The sequence below is a fragment of the Achromobacter sp. FW305-C-28 genome, assembly GCF_058783235.1.
In genome coordinates this window covers 320,041-335,482 of sequence record NZ_JBYSYL010000005.1, presented here as the reverse complement: position 1 = coordinate 335,482, position 15,442 = coordinate 320,041, and the positions used below count along the sequence as shown (strand labels likewise).

The window sequence follows — 15,442 nt, the reverse complement described above, 5'->3', positions numbered from 1 at the left end:
GCGCTAGCCCCGGCTGAACGCCAGCGCGAATTCGTCGGAAAAGATATCGGCCAGCGAATGGCGCAGCGCCGCGGCGCGCTCGGCGCCGTAGGCGGCTTCGAAGCGCTGCTGCGCGTCTTTCCACAGGCGCTTGGACTCGGCCAGCTTGGCGCGTCCGGCATCGGTAAGCGCCACGCGGCGGCTGCGGCCGTCGCGCTCGTCGCGCGCCATGCTGACGTAACCGTCGCGCTCAAGCGGCTTGAGGTTGTGCGCCAGCGCCGAGCGGTCCAGCACCATGGCGCGCGCCAGGTCGGTCATGGACGGCGTGCCGGCGCGCGCAATGTGCACCAGGATCGAATGTTGCGAGACCTTCAGGCCGCAGGGCGCCAGCACGGTGTCGTACAACTGCGAGACGCGGCGGGTGGCCTTGCGCAGGGCGGCGCCATTGCAGATGAGCGGGTCCTGGGGGATGGCGGAAACGGTGGGATCGACGTCAGACATGGTGGATTCGGACGGCTGGGTGTGGGGGAAAGGATCGCCTGCGGTCGCGGCGGGGGCCGAGGCGGCCAAGCCCATTACGCTACTGCGGCGCGAGATGGGAGTCTAGCCGATTCTTGACAGATATTGGCATATGCACGTAAATTTTCCGGACTCTCCTCTTACGGTCATCCCGTCCCCATGTCCGCCACTGCTGCCGCGTCCTCCCCCCGCCCCGCCAACGCGCGCCTGCAGGCGATGCTGCATGCGCCCATTGCGCCCACGCTGGCCCGGCTGGCGTGGCCCAACATCCTGATGATGCTGGCGCAGTCGGCCACCGGGCTGATCGAAACCTGGTTCCTCGCGCGGCTGGGCACGCCGGTGCTGGCCGGCGTGGCGCTGGTGGTGCCGGTGCTGATGCTGATGCAGAACATGTCGCAGGGTGCGATGGGCGGCGGCATCTCGGCCGCGGTGGCGCGCACGCTGGGCGCCGGCCGGCAGCAGGAAGCCGACCAGCTGGTATTGCACGCGGTGGTGCTGAACGCCGCGCTGGGCGCGCTGTTCTGCGTGCTGCTGCTGGCGTTCGGCCCGCAACTGTACCGGGCGCTGGGCGCCGAGGGCGCGGCGCTGGACGCGGCGCTGGCCTATTCCAACGTCATCTTCGGCGGCATCGTGCTGATGTGGCTGATGAACGCCTTCGCCAGCGTCATTCGCGGCACCGGCAACATGCTGGTGCCGGGCGCGGTCATCTGCGGCGGCGCGCTGCTGCTGGTGCCGCTGTCGCCGTGCCTGATCTTCGGCTGGGGCCCCTTCCCCGCGCTGGGCGTGGCGGGCGGCGGCTGGGCGCTGGTCACCTACTACGCGGTGGGCACGCTGCTGCTGGGCGGTTACTGCCTGAGCGGCCGCAACGCGGCGCGGCTGACGCGCAGCCGCCTGCACCTGAGCCTGATGCGCAGCATTCTCAGCGTCGGCGCGCTGGCCACGCTCAATCCGCTGTTGACCAACGGACTGGTGGCGCTGACGGCCGCACTGGTCGGCGCCTACGCCGGCACGGCGGCGGTGGCCGGTTACGGTATCGCGGTGCGGCTGGAATACCTGATGATTCCGCTGGCGTTCGGCCTGGGCGCGCCGATGGTCGCGATGGTGGGGTCCAATATCGGCGCCGGCCAGCCCGAACGGGCGCTGCGCATCGCGCTGACTGGCGGCGCGATGGCTTTCGTGCTGGCCGAGATCATCGGCCTGGCGGCGGCGTTCTTTCCCGACGCCTGGCTGCGGCTGTTCGGCGCGCAGGACCACATGCTGGAAGCCGGCGCGGCCTACCTGCGCATCGTCGGTCCGCTGTACGGCTTCTTTGCGCTGGGCTTTTCCATGTACTTTGCGTCGCAGGGCGCCGGGCGCCTGAAGTGGCCGCTGTGGGCAGGCTTCCTGCGCCTGCTGATCGGCGCGGGCCTGGGCGGCGCGGCCCTGCATTTCACGGGATCGCTGACCGTGTTCTTCGCGATCGCCGCGCTGGCCATGTGCGTGTACGGGCTGATCATCCTGGTGGCGGTGGCATCGGGCTCGTGGTTCGAACCTGGGCACCTGCGCAAGCCGGGGCTGGCGCGACGCTGACGCGCGGCCCCGCGCATCGTCACACCCCCCGGCGCGTCAGGCCTTGGGCGCGTCGCGCAGCGCGTACGCCACCAACTGCTGCGCATAGGCCGGCAGCACGCCGCGCACGCACAGCACCAGGTCGCGCACGGCCCACTCGTCCACCAGTGCCACGCGCCGCACGCCGGCCGCGCGGCCATAACGCACGGCCGCCACCCGCGGCATGATCGCGATGCCCACGCCCTGCCCCACCATTCGGCAGACCGCGTCGAAGCTGCGCAGGCGCACGCGGTAGGCCAGCACCTTGCCGCCGCGGCGCGCCTGGTGCGTGATGTGTTCCTGCAGCGCGCTGCCCTCGACCAGGCCGACGAATTCCTCATCCGCCACCTCGGCCAGCGTGACCGTGTCGCGCCCGGCCAGCGGATGATCGGCTGGCACCACCAGCGCCAGCGGATCATGGCGAAAGCGCAGCACCTGCAAGCCGTGCAGATCGGTGGAATCGGCCAGCACGCCGATGTCGCAGGTGCCGGCGCGCAGGGCATCGGCGATTTCAAAGCTGGTGCGCTCTTCCAGGTCGACCGACACGCGCGGGTGGTCTTTCAGGAATTCGCCCAGCACCTGCGGCAGGTATTCGCTGAGCGCGGTGGTGTTGCACAGCACCCGCACATGTCCCTTGAGGCCCTGCCCGTAGTGGTCCAGCTCGCCGCGCATGCGATCCATCTGCGCCAGCACCAGCCGCGCATGGTGAACCAGCGTGTGGCCGGCGGGCGTGGCCTGCACGCCGCGATGTTCGCGCAGCAGCAGCGGCACGCCCAGCGTGTCTTCCATGCCGCGGATGCGTTCGCTGGCGGACGCCAGCGTCATGTGCGACCGCGCGGCGCCCGCGGTGATGGAGCCGGTTTCCTGCACGTTCAGGAAGAGGCGAAGGTCGGTCAGGTCGAAGCGCATGAAAAAAGCGTAGCACGGCAGGCTCAGGCTATTCCATAGGCCAGCTACGCAAGATCCCGATGCGGATTTCCCGCAGGCCGGGCGCAGAATTCCTCCATTCATCACCGATGAAGGAGATTTCCCATGAAAAACTCAATCGCGCGACAGCGGCTGGCGCTCTGGCCGATGGTATTGCTGGTGGCCGTGGCACTGCATTCCTCAGGCCGGGCCGAAGGCTCCGCCGGCCTGTCGGCCTACACCTCCGCGGTACAGAAATACGCGCTGGCGCTGGAAGCCCAGACCCAGGGCGACTACCCCGCCATGCTGACCTGGCTGCGCGCCGCGGCGCGCGACGGCCACGCGCCCGCCCAGCGCATGCTGGGCATCGCGTTGCTTGGCGGTCCGGCGCTGTACGGCGCGGCGCAACCGGCCGATCTTTGCGAAGGACGCCAGTGGCTGCTGCGCGCCGCACGGCAAGACCCCGGCAGCGCCAATGATGTCGCCTACGCCCTGTTCGGCCGTCCGCGCGACGCCATGACCGCGCATTGCGAGGCCGCATGAGCCCTGCCGATTGGCTGGCCGGCGGCACGCCGGCGCTGCTGTCCGCGACCGTGGCCGTGTTTGTCCTGGCCGGCGTGGTGAAAGGCGTGGTGGGGCTGGGCCTGCCCACCATTTCCATGGCCATGCTGGCGCTGGTGATGGCGCCGGCGCAGGCCGCGGCGCTGTTGATCGTGCCGTCCCTGATCACCAACCTGTGGCAGGCGCGGCCATGGCCGACCTTCATGCGGATGCTGCGCCGCATCGGCGCCATGCAGGTCGGCGTCTGCGTCGGCACGATTGCCGGCTCGCTGTGGCTGGGCGCGCCTGCGGGCCATTGGGCCAGCGTCTGCCTGGGGTTTGCCCTGGTGGCGTATGCGGCCTGGGGCCTGTTCGGCACGCCGCCCGTGGTGCCGGCGCGGCACGAAGGCGTGCTGGGCGCGGCGGTGGGCGCGATCACCGGCGTCATCACCGCGGCGACCGGCGTGTTCGTGATTCCCGCCGTGCCCTACCTGCAGGCGCTGAACCTGGGCAAGGACGGCTTGATCCAGGCGATGGGCATTTCGTTTTCAGTGTCCACCGTGGCCCTGGCGGCGGGACTGTGGCTGACCGGCAGCTACACGCCGGGCGCGGCCGGCGCATCGGCGCTGATGCTGCTGCCCGCGCTGGCCGGCATGGCGTTGGGCCAATGGCTGCGCGGCCGGCTGTCGGCGCGCACCTTCAAACTGTGCTTCATGATCAGCCTGGCGCTGCTGGGCGCCTACCAGGTGGTGGAAGGCCTGGCCGGATAGGCGCCCACAGCGTCAGGCCTCAGGCGGCCAGGCGCCGCTCGTCGGCAAGGCGTCCATCGACCAGGCGCCGTTCATCGGCGATACCGATGGACACCGACATCTCGCGCCACCGCGCCAACTCCTGCTGCACCGACTGGATCTTGCCGCGCGCCTGGTCGAAGGCATCGCGGCCCAGGAACAGATGCAAAGGCGCGTACTGCGCGTCGGCGGCCTGGATCAAGGCACGCGCTGCCTTGGCCGGATCGCCCAGCGCGGATGGCGCCGCGCCCGCCCCGGGATGGCCAGCCCCGGGATGGCCCGCCTGCGCCTGGCCTGCGTCTGCCCGCAGCGCGCCGGGGTAGACCAGCGACACGCGCACGCCGTGCGGCGCCATCTCGGCCGCCAGCGCCTCGCTCAGGCCGCTGACCGCGAATTTGGTGGCGCAGAAGGCGCCCCAGCCGGCGCAGCCGCCGTCAAAGCCCAGGATCGAAGAAATGTTGAACACGTGGCCCGCGCGTTGCGCCCGCAGACGCGGCATCACCGCGCGCACCACGTTCAGCACGCCGAAGACGTTGATATCGAAATTGCCGCGCAGTTCCGCATCGGACAAGGTCTCCAGCGCCCCTGCCAGGCCATAGCCGGCATGGTTGACCACCACGTCGATGCGGCCGAAGCCGGCGATGACCGAATCGATCGCGCGGCGCACGCTGCGTTCATCGGCCAGGTCCACCGCCAGCGGCAGGAAGCGGCCGTCGAGCTTGGCCCCCACCGCGTCCAGCAAGGCATCGACGTCGTGGGAAGTGGCCGCCACCTTGTGGCCCTGATCGAGCAGCATCCTGACCAGCGCCAGGCCCAGGCCGCTGGATGCGCCCGTCACAAACCAGATTTTTTCGGTGTTCATGCGATCTCCCTCTACTTGCGGCGGCCGGCAACACGCCGGCCGCCCGCCTGGGTCTACGGACTCACGCGGAATCCATCGACCCTGAGCGTGAAAGGGATATTAAGAATCGCGCGGTGAAGCGTACAGGCTCGTTCTTGCGTGAAACCTGCCTATTTCTACAGGCTTGCCAGAATCGCCCCGCGACGGCCTGACGCGGCGGCGCAAGGTTCAGCCCAGCGCGCTGCGGTAGTGCTCGCTGTCGAAATGCGGCGCGGTATCGGCGGGCGGGGCCTCTGCCAGGGCGGCGGGCGCGGACGCGGCGGCGGCGTCTACGCCAAAAAGGGAGAGTTCAGCGGTGACCAATGCAAGCAGGAAATTCGCCATGTTGATTCCTTTGATTCATATGCCAGAACCGGCGGCGGCTGCGCCGGTCTTATAGAAGACATAGGCCTCATCTTGCTGACGGCGACGCGGTGCGTCCATTTGCTTGTCTCAATCGCGGCGATTGAAACAACGCAAGCCCGCGGCATCAGCGCGCAAACCGGCGCCGCTGCCCCGTCTGGCGCACCGCCGCGACCAGCGCCTGCACCGCCGGTTCAGCCGATCGCAAGAATGCGAAGAAGCGGGCATTGGGCAGCGCCGGCATGCCGTCCTCGCGCGTCAGCGCGCGCAGGCCCGGCCGAAGCTGGCTGCGCGCCACCGGCGCCACCGCGAACCCTGCTTGCGCCGCCGCCAGGCAGCCCGCCATGCTGGCGCTTTCAAAGGCCGGCAGCCACGCACGCCGCGCGCGGCCCAGCGCGCCGATGGCCGCCTCGCGATATACGCAGGGTTCCGGAAACACCGCCAGCGGCACCTGTGGACCTGGCTTCCAGGACTTGTCTTCGCCCCAGGCCCAGACCAGCTCTTCTTCCCACAGCAGTTCGCCGTCGTCCTGTACCCGCGCGCATTGCTTGCCAAATACCACGTCCAGCTTGCCACGCGTTTGCTGGCGCAGCAGATCCGCCGTGACGCCCACCTTCAGTTCGATCGACGCTTCGGGATGACCGCGGTGAAAGGCCTGCAGCACCTCGGCCAGCCAGGCGCCGGCAAAGTCTTCCGAGGACCCGATGCGCAGCCGTCCCTTCAGGCGCGCGCCGTTCAACCGGGCACGCGCCTCGCGCTCCAGGTCGACGATGTTGCGGGCATAGGCATAGAGCGTTTCACCCGCGGCGGTCAGTTCGAAGCTGCGCGTGGTGCGCTCCAGCAGGACGGAACCCGCCACCATTTCCAGGCGCTTGATGTGGCCGCTGACCGCCGACGGCGTCAACGCCAGGGCGTCGGCCGCCAAGGCGAAGCCGCCGTTGTCCACGACTTCGAGGAAGGTGCGCAGCAGCGTCAGGTCCAGCACAGCGCCGGTGGGTTCGGCAAGGGTGTCCATGGGTGAGTTTCCGCAATACATGATTTGTTGATAATAGTCGCCGATTATTCACCAATCATGACCATGCGCGCCGCTATCGTGACAGTCCCGATCCCGCAAATGAAGAAAGCGCCATGAATCCCTACGCCACGATCCGCACCCCGCGACTGGACATCGCCTACCTGGAATGGAATCCCGCCGGCACGCGCGCCGCCGTGCTGCTGCACGGCTGGCCTGACAGCCCGGAATGCTGGCGCACCGTGGCGCAGCGCCTGGCGGACGACGGCTACCGTGTGCTGTGCCCGGCGCTGCGCGGCTTCGGCCCCACGCGTTTCCGGGATGCCGGCACGCCGCGCAGCGGCGAACTGGCCGCGCTGGGCCGCGACCTGCTGGACTTCATTGCCGCGCTGGGGCTGGACCGGCCGCTGCTGGTCGGCCACGACTGGGGCGCGCGCGCCGCGTCCAACGCCTGCGGCCTGCAGCCAGGCGTGGCCTCGCAGCTGGCGCTGCTGTCCGTGGGCTACGGCACCAACGATCCGTCGCAGACCCTGCCACTGCCACAGGTGCGCAATTACTGGTACCACTGGTTCATGGCCACGCCGCGCGGTGCCGCCGCCGTGCGCGAAGACGCCCAGGCGTTCACCCGCTACATGTGGGACACCTGGTCTCCGCCCGGCTGGTACACCGATGCAGAATTCGCCGAGGCCGCGCGCGCCTTCGACAACCCGGACTGGGCCGACGTGGTGCTGCATTCGTACCGCCATCGCTGGGGCTTCGAGAGCGGCGACCCGGCCTACGCGGACGACGCCGCACGGCTGTCGCCCGCGCCGGTGCTGGCGGTGCCCACCCTGGTGCTGCACGGCGGCGCCGACACCTGCAACCTGCCGGCCACGTCCGAGGGACGGGCACACTATTTCAGCGCGGGCTACGAGCGCCGCGTGCTGGATGGCGTGGGCCATTTCCCCCAGCGCGAGGCGCCGCAGGCGGTGGCCGACGCCATCCTGAAGTTCTGCGCGATCTGCTGACCCGGTTCAGGGTTCATGCTTGCCGGTGGATATCGTGCGTGACAAAGCCCGCGTCGTTATCAGGCGGTGCCAGGCCATCTTTTGCCAGCAGGGTCTTGCGGATATCGGCCAGACCGGCCGCCCAGTGGTCGCGCATGGTCGATATGCCAAACTGCACATCCTTGTACTGATGCTCGTATGGCTTTTGCTGGTAGATCAGGTGCTGCACGTTGTAGCGACGACCGCAAGACAATACCTCGGCCTTCTGGCACCAGGGATCATGCTTGCGCACTTCCGGCGGCACTTGATCAAGCACGCGACGCATTACATTGCGCGATCGCTGTTCGCGCTGCAGCGCGTCGGTGACAAAGCGGGTACGGCTGGAGTATTGGATGTCCTTGGCCCGTTCGGCCACTTCGTCCAACGACGCCGGCAATGGCCCGCGAGCGCTCCACAGATCGACTTGAAAGGCCAGGGTATCGCGGCGGGGCGTGGCTCGCAGCACCTCCATGAGGGGTGTGTTGGACACGACGCCACCGTCCCAGTAGAACTCGCCGTCGATCTCTACCGGCGAAAACCCGGGCGGCAGCGCCCCCGACGCCATGAAGTGCTCGGGACGCAGCGTGATCCGGGTGTTGTCGAAGTACGCGAAGTTGCCGGTGCCCACATTGACCGCGCCGATCGACACCCGCGTCTCACCGGCATTGATCCGATCGAAGTCGCACAGTTCGAGCAGCGTCTCGCGCAAGGGTGCCGTATCGTAATAGCTGACCTTGTCCGGGGTCGTCGTCATGCCGGGCAACGGCGGCGGATAACGCGGCGTGAAAAAGCCGCGCTGCCCCTGCATGAACGCGCTGGCGGTCTGCGTGGCAGTGAGCAGCGAGCGCAAGTGCTCATGGCTGTTGAACAGCATATGCTCGAACAGCGCGGGCAGCGCCGGAAAGAAAGCCGGGCGGCAGATCCTTTCCCAGAACTGGCGCAAGCGCTCGACGCGCAGTTCGGGCGGATTGCCGGCGATCAGCGCGGTGTTCAGCGCGCCTATGGAGATACCCGCAATCCAGTTCAGGGGTATACCTGCCTCGTGCAAACCTTCGAACACGCCGGCCTGGTACGAACCAAGTGCGCCCCCTCCCTGCAGGACCAGCGCGATGGTTTCGTACGGCAGATCACCCGACGCAGCCGGATGGGCCGCGCCGCAGCGTTCCACGGCGGCCAACGCTGGCATCTCAATACGGGCACCTGATGTCATTGCATGTACCAGCCGTGGCTGACCACGAATGACTGGCCCGTGAACGCGGCGCTGGGGAACGCCGCCAGGAACAGCACGGTCTGCGCCACATCTTCCACTGTTGTGAAGACGCCATCGACCGTGTCGCCCAGCATGACCTTCTTGACCACCTCGTCTTCGCTGATGCCCAGTTCGCGGGCCTGTTCCGGAATCTGCTTGTCCACCAGCGGTGTACGGACAAAACCCGGGCAAACCACATGCGAACGCACATTGTGCGGCGCGCCTTCCTTGGCCAGCACCCGCGCCAAGCCCAGCAGCGCGTGCTTGGCGGCCACATAAGCCGACTTCAGCGGTGACGCTTCGTGCGAATGGACCGACCCCATGTAGATCACCACCCCGCCGCGATCCCCCTGGTACATGTGCTTGAGCACCGCCTTGGTCGTTAAGAACGCACCGTCCACATGAATCGCCTGCATCTTCTTCCAGTCCGAGAACGCGTAGTTCTCGATCGGGTTGACGATCTGGATGCCCGCGTTCGACACCAGAATGTCAATGGCACCAAAATTCGCGGCCACCTTGTCGATACCGCTATTTACCGCGTCTTCGTTGGTCACGTCCATCACCACGCCGACTGCCCGCCCGCCGGCCAGTTTGATTTGCTCGGCGACCGCGTTGGCGCCGTCCCGATTCAGATCGGCGATGGCAACCGATGCGCCTGCCTTGGCCAGTTCCAGCGCGATTTCCTTGCCAATGCCACTTGCGGCGCCGGTGACAACCGCTACTTTTCCGTTCAGATTTTTCATGCTCAATTCCTGTGTAGTGGGATAAGGTCCCTGAAGCGCAGCGATGCCGCGGTGCTATTTCGCGAGATAGTCGTGGACCACTTCGCCCAGGCCCAGCGTCAGGTCCGCGACCAGATGACGGGCTTCGATGATTTCGAGCACGGGCAGGTCTGCGACCGGCGCCAACGCATGGGGCGCCAATTGCAGCGAGGCAGGGCCCGTCCATGCCCCTTTCATCGTGATGTCTTGCAGGTAATAGCGCACCAGTTCGCAGATACGCGGCGAGCCGTCCACGTGCGGAATGATCTTGAGCAGGAAATTGGCGCCAGCCATGCGCTTTGCCTGGTCGGCGCTGTCGATTGCCTGGTGCTTGTAGCCCATGGTGCCCGTCGCCACGCGTACCGGGCCGTAGTCGAGCGTGCCCAGCAAAGTGTCGATGTGCGTTTCGAGGGTGGGGCTGGCAAGCTTTTTCGGAAAGCCCCAGAGTTCGCGACCCGCGGCGATGGGAGGATGGTCGTTCAGGTACATCGCCAGCGTATACCCGCCTTTCTGGCCGTTGAATTCAACTGGAATCACCTGCCCGCTCTCGGTGTAGTCTCCAAAACCGGTCGAATCCGGCATCCGGATGAATTCGTAATGCACGTAAGGATCGGTGACCTTGAGCGGTTCAGGCACGATTTGGCGCAACAGATCCATGTCGGTGCGGTAGGTGATGATCAGGAACTCGCGATTGACGAAACGGTAAGGCCCCATGGGAAAAGCCGGGCTTGTCAGCGGCATCGCGAACGCCCGGGAGCGGACTTCGTGTGAATTCATGCAAATTTCCTTGGCCGCTGCAGGAGGAACGGTTGCCCCATCCTAGGCTTGGGCGAATCGATTGTGCAATGCCGCATATGGGAAAGACTATTTCGAAATTCGTGTCAGTGCGGCCGGGAAAATCGCGCTTTTTTTGCGTGCCACGATGGCATTTTCCCTGGGCGGCGTCGGCCATGCAGGGGGGCAGATCCCGCATGGTCTCAATCGGTTTGACAGGGCCTTTTTGCGTCAATGAAATTGGCAGGAGGGTCCGCGACAAGCGCCGAACCCGCGAGCGCGCCGCGCCCGGCCCGGCAGGAAAGCAGCGAATGACGGATAATCCCGGGAGTTTCCCGCCGCGTTGCCGGCGGTTTTTCCTCGGGCGCCTCTGCCCGACAGCATTCGGAGTCAGCTATGTATCGCGGCATTGAGGCGATTGAACACTTCATGGAATCGGTCGGCCTGACCTGGCGTCCCGGCGCCACCCAAGGTGCCGACCTGCGCGTCAGCTACCGCATCGGCAACACCCGCCCATTGGGCATTGATTGCACGCTGGTGGAATTCCATTGCGATGCCAAGCGCCCCAAGGTCTGGGTGCCCGAATTCTCGCGCACCAGTTTCCACCAATGGTTCGAGGTGCCCTTCCAGGAATTCGAATTCACGCCGGGCGGCTCGATGTTGAAGATCAAGGCCGCCGCGCGCGGCAACGCGCCGCCCTACAGCGTCGGCATCAAGCCGCTGGCCTGACGCCCGCGGCGCCGGGCGGCGGCAAGCCGCCCCTGGCGCCGCGCGCAGCCCCCCTCGCTACACTTTCTTGTACATGATGGTCGTGCCGTCCACCTTGGACGGATCGCGCGCATCGCGGCTGAATCCCGGTATCACCCCCACCGTCACGTAGCCCAGCGAGCCGTACAACGGCTCGGCGCTGTCGCCCGTGCGGGTGTCCAGCGTGATCAGGCTGCGGCCACATTCCACCGCCAGTCTTTCCGCGTCCTGCATCAGGCGCCGCGCAATGCCGCGCCGCCGGAAGTCCGGGTGCACCAGCAGCTTGCGGATTTCGGCGCGGTGCGGCTGGTTGGGCGGCGTATCGCAATCGAGCTGCACGGAACCGGCCACGCGACCATCCTGCACGGCCACCAGCAGCGAGGCTTTGCCGGCCGCCACCGACGGCAGCACCTTGTCGCGCCAAAAGCCCTGCGCGTCTTCCTGCGTATAGGGCAACACGAAACTGACGCTGGCGCCGTCCTGCACGCAGGCCTGCAGCAGCGCGGCCAGGCCGGGCAGCAGATCGCGGGCCTGGTCCGCAGAGGGGCGAAGATATTCAAGCGTGGCAAGGGACATGACGAGGTCTCAAACAATGAAAAGCAGGTAACGGGCGCCGCAATGCGGCGGGGTATCGAAAGCGCTGGCGCCTTGCAGCTGGTAACGCAGGCAGTCGCCCGGCGCCAACGTGTAGGCCTGGCCATCGACGGTCAGGGACAGCTCGCCTTCCAGCATCACCAGATGGTGTTCCATGCCGGCGCGCGGTGACTGGTCATAGCGAATGTGGGCATCGGCGGCCAGCTCGCAGGCCAGCACCTCGCCGGCCAGCTTCTGCGACGGCGGCGATACCGACCGGCGCGTGAAGCCCGTGCTGTCGTCCACCCACAGCGCCTGCGCGGCGGCGGGCACCAGCGGCGCAAAATCGTCTTCGACCATGCGCATCAGCCGCGACATGGTCAGGCCATAGGCGCCGCACAGCTTGCCCAGCACGTTGGCGGTAGGGCTGACTTCGGCGTTTTCCAGGCGCGACAGCGTGGCGCGGCTGACACCGGCGCGGCCGGCCAGTTCGTCCAGCGACCAGCCGCGCGCCAGGCGCAACGCCTTCAGCCGGCAGGCCAGGCGCTGGTCCAGGTCAGGGTCTTGGGTCGGGGTGCCCGACATCGATAAATTTTCCATATATGGGAATTTCTCCCAAATACGGAAATCCGTCAAGCCCTGCCTTGCGCCGCCCCGACCGCCTTGTCGACAATTCGGCACAATACGGCGTATGCATACCGCCCGATTCGTCTCCCTGACCGTCCTGTGCCTTGGCTTCCTGACGGGCTGCAGCCTGCCGCCCCTGGACCATCGCAACGCCTCGCAGGCGCTCACCCCGGAAGCCTCCCGCGATACGCCGCTGGGCCGCGCCATCGCGCCGCTGGCTGCCGAGCACCCGGGCAAATCGGGTATCCACCCGCTGGCCGATGCCTATGACGCCTTCGCCGCGCGCATGATGCTGGCGCGCGCCGCCCAGCGCAGCCTGGACGTGCAGTACTACATCTGGCATGGCGACATGACCGGCACCATGCTGCTCGAAGCCCTGCACGAGGCCGCCGACCGCGGCGTGCGCGTGCGCCTGCTGCTGGACGACAACGGCACCGCCGGGCTGGACACGGTGCTGGCGGCGCTGGAAGCGCATCCGAATATCGAGGTGCGCCTGTACAACCCGTTCGTGGTGCGCTGGCCCAAGTTCGTCGGCTACCTGACCGACTTCCGGCGCCTGAACCGGCGCATGCACAACAAGTCGTTCACCGCCGACAACCAGGCCACCATCATCGGCGGCCGCAACATCGGCGACGAATACTTCGGCGCGGCCAACGGCGTGCTGTTCACCGACCTGGACGTGCTGGCCATCGGCGCGGCGGTGAACGACGTGTCGACCGACTTCGACCGCTACTGGGCCAGCGAATCGGCCTACCCGGTGGATCGCCTGCTCAAGCCCGCCGCCCCCGATGCGCTGGCCGAACTGGAACGTTCGGCCAGCACCGTCGAAAAGTCGCCCGAGGCCGCCGCCTACGCCGAGGCGATGCGCAAGCTGCCCTTCATCCAGCAGCTGCTGCGCGGCGAATTGGCGCTGGAATGGGCCGACACCCGCATGGTCAGCGACGACCCGCGCAAGACGCTGGGCACCGCGCCGCCCGAAGCCATGCTGCCGCACCAGCTGCACGAGATCGTCGGCACGCCCAAGGTGGACGTGGAACTGGTGTCGCCCTATTTCGTGCCCACGGCCAGCGGCACCGAGGCCTTCGTGAAACTGGCGCAAAGCGGCGTGAAGGTGCGCGTGCTGACCAATGCGCTGGAAGCCACCGACGTGGCCGTGGTGCATTCCGGCTATGCGTCGCGCCGCCGCGACCTGTTGGCCGGCGGCGTCGAGCTGTTCGAAATGAAGCGCCAGGCGGGCGCCGAGCGCAACAAGAGCCTGGGGCCGTTCGGCAGTTCAGGGTCGAGCCTGCACGCCAAGACCTTTGCGGTGGACGGGCATAGCGTGTTCGTCGGATCGTTCAATTTCGACCCGCGTTCGGCGCGGCTGAACACCGAACTGGGCTTTGTGATCGACAGCCCGACGCTGGCGCGCCGCATCGCCGACGCCTTCGACAACGAGATTCCGCTCACTGCCTACCGGGTGTGCCTGGACGACAAGGGCGCGCTCTACTGGCTGGAGCAGCGCGATGGCAAGACGATCCGCCACGACACCGAACCTGGCACCACGGCCTGGAAGCGCTTTTCGGTGTGGTTCGTGTCGCTGCTGCCGATCGAATCGTTGCTGTAGACCCACGTCACGAAGGCAACTTACGGAGTGCCGCGCCGGTTGCCGCGGCGTAGACTGAACCGTATCCCGTATCTGCTGTAGCGCCCTTTGTTCTAGCCACCATGAGCAAGCTCGACACCCTGGACTGGACCCGCATCACCGCCGACCTGGACGCGCACGGCCATGCCGTGGCGGCCAGCCTGTTGACACCCGCACAGTGCCAGGCGCTGGCCGCCGCCTATGGCGACGACGAGCGCTACCGCAGCCGCATCGTCATGAGTCGCCATGGCTTTGGCCGGGGCGAATACAAATACTTCGCCTACCCCTTGCCAAGGCTGCTGCACAACCTGCGCACCGCCCTGTACCCGCGCCTGGCGCCCATCGCCAACCGCTGGAACAAGCAGATGGGCATTGCCGTGCAGTACCCGGACGACCACGCCGCGTTCCTGGCGCGCTGCCACCAGGCCGGCCAGCGCCGGCCCACGCCGCTGATCCTGCAATACGGCCCGGGCGACTACAACTGCCTGCACCAGGACCTGTACGGCGAACACGTGTTTCCGCTGCAGGTGGCCGTGCTGCTGTCGCAACCGGACGCAGACTTCACCGGCGGTGAATTCGTCATGACCGAAACCGACAGCCACGGCCAGCGCGCCGAAGTGCTGCCGCTGCAACAGGGCGATGCGCTGGTCTTCACCGTCAACCAGCGTCCCGTGGCCGGCGCGCGCGGCTGGCGCCGCGTGGCCATGCGCCATGGCGTCAGCGCCTTGCGCGAAGGGCGTCGCCATACGCTGGGCGTGATCTTCCATGATGCGACCTGACATGGGCCCTACCCTGGATCTGTTCGGCGACGACGAGACCCCGCAATCGGGCCGTGACATGCTGGGCGCGCAATCGATGGTGCTGCGCGGCTACGCCCTGCCCGACGCGGCGGCGCTGCTGGCCGGCGTGGACACCGTGACGCAGCAGGCGCCGTTTCGCAACATGGTCACCCCGGGCGGCTACACCATGTCGGTGGCGCTGACCAACTGCGGCCGCTTTGGCTGGACGACGGACGCGCGCGGCTATCGCTACAGCCGCAACGACCCGTTGTCGGGCCAGCCCTGGCCCGACATGCCCGCCGCCTTCGACGACCTGGCGCGGCGCGCCGCCGCCGAAGCCGGCTTTCCCGGCTTTGCGCCGGATGCCTGCCTGGTCAACCGCTACGAACCCGGCTCGCGCCTGTCGCTGCACCAGGACAAGGACGAGCGCGACTATGGCTGGCCGATCGTCTCGGTCTCGCTGGGCATGCCGGCGGTGTTCCTGTTCGGCGGCCACGACCGCGCAGACAAGAGCCAGCGCGTGCCGCTGTTCCATGGCGACGTGGTCGTCTGGGGCGGCGTGGACCGGCTGCGCTTTCATGGCGTGATGCCGTTGAAAGATCATCCGCATCCGCTGCTGGGAAGCCGGCGGATCAACTTCACGATCCGCCGGGCCGGCTGAGGACTGGCACGGCGTGGTGCCCGGCCGGGTCCTCAAACCGGCACCCAC

18 protein-coding genes are annotated in these 15,442 nt (G+C 67.4%); 8 read left to right on the top strand and 10 right to left on the bottom strand.

Translation table 11 applies throughout. The annotated features are described in order from the left end of the window. Positions 1-3: 3 nt before the first annotated feature. Positions 4-480: a MarR family winged helix-turn-helix transcriptional regulator gene (locus AC3WMR_RS15800; protein ID WP_183006063.1), complete on the bottom strand. Its 477-nt coding sequence runs from the start codon at positions 478-480 to the stop codon at positions 4-6. Positions 481-714: 234 nt separating this feature from the next. Between AC3WMR_RS15800 and AC3WMR_RS15795 the strand changes: the two genes are divergently transcribed. Further along, positions 715-2,067, top strand: coding sequence for an MATE family efflux transporter (locus tag AC3WMR_RS15795; RefSeq protein ID WP_492264506.1), 1,353 nt, complete (start codon positions 715-717; stop codon positions 2,065-2,067). A 36-nt stretch (positions 2,068-2,103) separates the two neighbouring features. Here the strand turns inward: AC3WMR_RS15795 and AC3WMR_RS15790 are convergent, their stop codons facing one another. Further along, complete coding sequence (locus AC3WMR_RS15790) at positions 2,104-2,994, bottom strand: LysR family transcriptional regulator (protein WP_492264263.1); 891 nt, start codon at positions 2,992-2,994, stop codon at positions 2,104-2,106. Positions 2,995-3,117: 123 nt separating this feature from the next. Here AC3WMR_RS15790 and AC3WMR_RS15785 point away from each other — a divergent pair, with 123 nt between their 5' ends. Together AC3WMR_RS15785 and AC3WMR_RS15780 are read left to right on the top strand one after the other, a co-directional pair. Then, positions 3,118-3,534, top strand: a complete 417-nt coding sequence (locus tag AC3WMR_RS15785) for a sel1 repeat family protein (RefSeq protein WP_492264264.1) — start codon at positions 3,118-3,120, stop codon at positions 3,532-3,534. Then, positions 3,531-4,301: a sulfite exporter TauE/SafE family protein gene (locus tag AC3WMR_RS15780; RefSeq protein ID WP_492264265.1), complete on the top strand. Its 771-nt coding sequence runs from the start codon at positions 3,531-3,533 to the stop codon at positions 4,299-4,301. Before AC3WMR_RS15785 ends, AC3WMR_RS15780 begins: the two co-directional genes overlap by 4 nt. A 19-nt stretch (positions 4,302-4,320) precedes the next feature. Here the strand turns inward: AC3WMR_RS15780 and AC3WMR_RS15775 are convergent, their stop codons facing one another. The 3 genes from AC3WMR_RS15775 to AC3WMR_RS15765 all read right to left on the bottom strand — a co-directional run bounded on the left by AC3WMR_RS15775 (position 4,321) and on the right by AC3WMR_RS15765 (position 6,577). Continuing rightward, positions 4,321-5,181: an SDR family oxidoreductase gene (locus AC3WMR_RS15775; RefSeq protein ID WP_492264266.1), complete on the bottom strand. Its 861-nt coding sequence runs from the start codon at positions 5,179-5,181 to the stop codon at positions 4,321-4,323. A gap of 207 nt (positions 5,182-5,388) precedes the next feature. Then, complete coding sequence (locus AC3WMR_RS15770) at positions 5,389-5,544, bottom strand: hypothetical protein (protein WP_492264267.1); 156 nt, start codon at positions 5,542-5,544, stop codon at positions 5,389-5,391. 145 nt (positions 5,545-5,689) lie between these two features. Continuing rightward, entirely contained in the window at positions 5,690-6,577 is an 888-nt protein-coding gene (locus AC3WMR_RS15765; RefSeq protein ID WP_492264268.1) for a LysR family transcriptional regulator, read from the bottom strand. A 113-nt stretch (positions 6,578-6,690) separates the two neighbouring features. Between AC3WMR_RS15765 and AC3WMR_RS15760 the strand changes: the two genes are divergently transcribed. Then, positions 6,691-7,581 carry an alpha/beta fold hydrolase gene (locus AC3WMR_RS15760; RefSeq protein ID WP_492264269.1) on the top strand — a complete coding sequence of 297 codons (891 nt, stop codon included), beginning with the start codon at positions 6,691-6,693 and terminating at the stop codon, positions 7,579-7,581. A gap of 13 nt (positions 7,582-7,594) precedes the next feature. Here AC3WMR_RS15760 and AC3WMR_RS15755 read toward each other — a convergent pair whose 3' ends face one another. Genes AC3WMR_RS15755 through AC3WMR_RS15745 form a run of 3 tightly spaced genes read right to left on the bottom strand, consistent with a single transcriptional unit; the run spans position 7,595 to position 10,386 of the window. Next, the gene (locus AC3WMR_RS15755) at positions 7,595-8,785 is read right to left on the bottom strand and encodes a DUF3734 domain-containing protein (RefSeq protein WP_492264507.1); all 1,191 of its coding nucleotides are present in this window, start codon (positions 8,783-8,785) and stop codon (positions 7,595-7,597) included. Between the two features lie 20 nt (positions 8,786-8,805). Continuing rightward, positions 8,806-9,591: a 3-hydroxybutyrate dehydrogenase gene (locus tag AC3WMR_RS15750; RefSeq protein ID WP_492264270.1), complete on the bottom strand. Its 786-nt coding sequence runs from the start codon at positions 9,589-9,591 to the stop codon at positions 8,806-8,808. Positions 9,592-9,645: 54 nt separating this feature from the next. Beyond that, positions 9,646-10,386: an acetoacetate decarboxylase gene (locus tag AC3WMR_RS15745; RefSeq protein ID WP_492264271.1), complete on the bottom strand. Its 741-nt coding sequence runs from the start codon at positions 10,384-10,386 to the stop codon at positions 9,646-9,648. A gap of 393 nt (positions 10,387-10,779) precedes the next feature. Here AC3WMR_RS15745 and AC3WMR_RS15740 point away from each other — a divergent pair, with 393 nt between their 5' ends. Then, on the top strand, positions 10,780-11,112 hold the full coding sequence (locus tag AC3WMR_RS15740; protein ID WP_492264272.1) for a hypothetical protein: 333 nt from the start codon (positions 10,780-10,782) through the stop codon (positions 11,110-11,112). A gap of 57 nt (positions 11,113-11,169) precedes the next feature. Here the strand turns inward: AC3WMR_RS15740 and AC3WMR_RS15735 are convergent, their stop codons facing one another. Further along, positions 11,170-11,706 carry a GNAT family N-acetyltransferase gene (locus tag AC3WMR_RS15735; RefSeq protein WP_492264273.1) on the bottom strand — a complete coding sequence of 179 codons (537 nt, stop codon included), beginning with the start codon at positions 11,704-11,706 and terminating at the stop codon, positions 11,170-11,172. Positions 11,707-11,715: 9 nt separating this feature from the next. Beyond that, positions 11,716-12,288, bottom strand: a complete 573-nt coding sequence (locus AC3WMR_RS15730) for a helix-turn-helix domain-containing protein (RefSeq protein WP_492281575.1) — start codon at positions 12,286-12,288, stop codon at positions 11,716-11,718. 106 nt (positions 12,289-12,394) lie between these two features. Between AC3WMR_RS15730 and AC3WMR_RS15725 the strand changes: the two genes are divergently transcribed. From AC3WMR_RS15725 to alkB, 3 genes are all read left to right on the top strand, one after another. Continuing rightward, a complete protein-coding gene (locus AC3WMR_RS15725; RefSeq protein ID WP_492264275.1) occupies positions 12,395-13,936 on the top strand; it encodes a phospholipase D family protein in 1,542 nt (513 codons plus the stop codon). Positions 13,937-14,037: 101 nt separating this feature from the next. Then, positions 14,038-14,733, top strand: a complete 696-nt coding sequence (locus AC3WMR_RS15720) for a 2OG-Fe(II) oxygenase (RefSeq protein WP_492264276.1) — start codon at positions 14,038-14,040, stop codon at positions 14,731-14,733. A 1-nt stretch (position 14,734) separates the two neighbouring features. Then, a complete protein-coding gene (gene alkB / locus AC3WMR_RS15715) occupies positions 14,735-15,394 on the top strand; it encodes a DNA oxidative demethylase AlkB (RefSeq protein ID WP_492264277.1) in 660 nt (219 codons plus the stop codon). Positions 15,395-15,442: the final 48 nt, after the last annotated feature.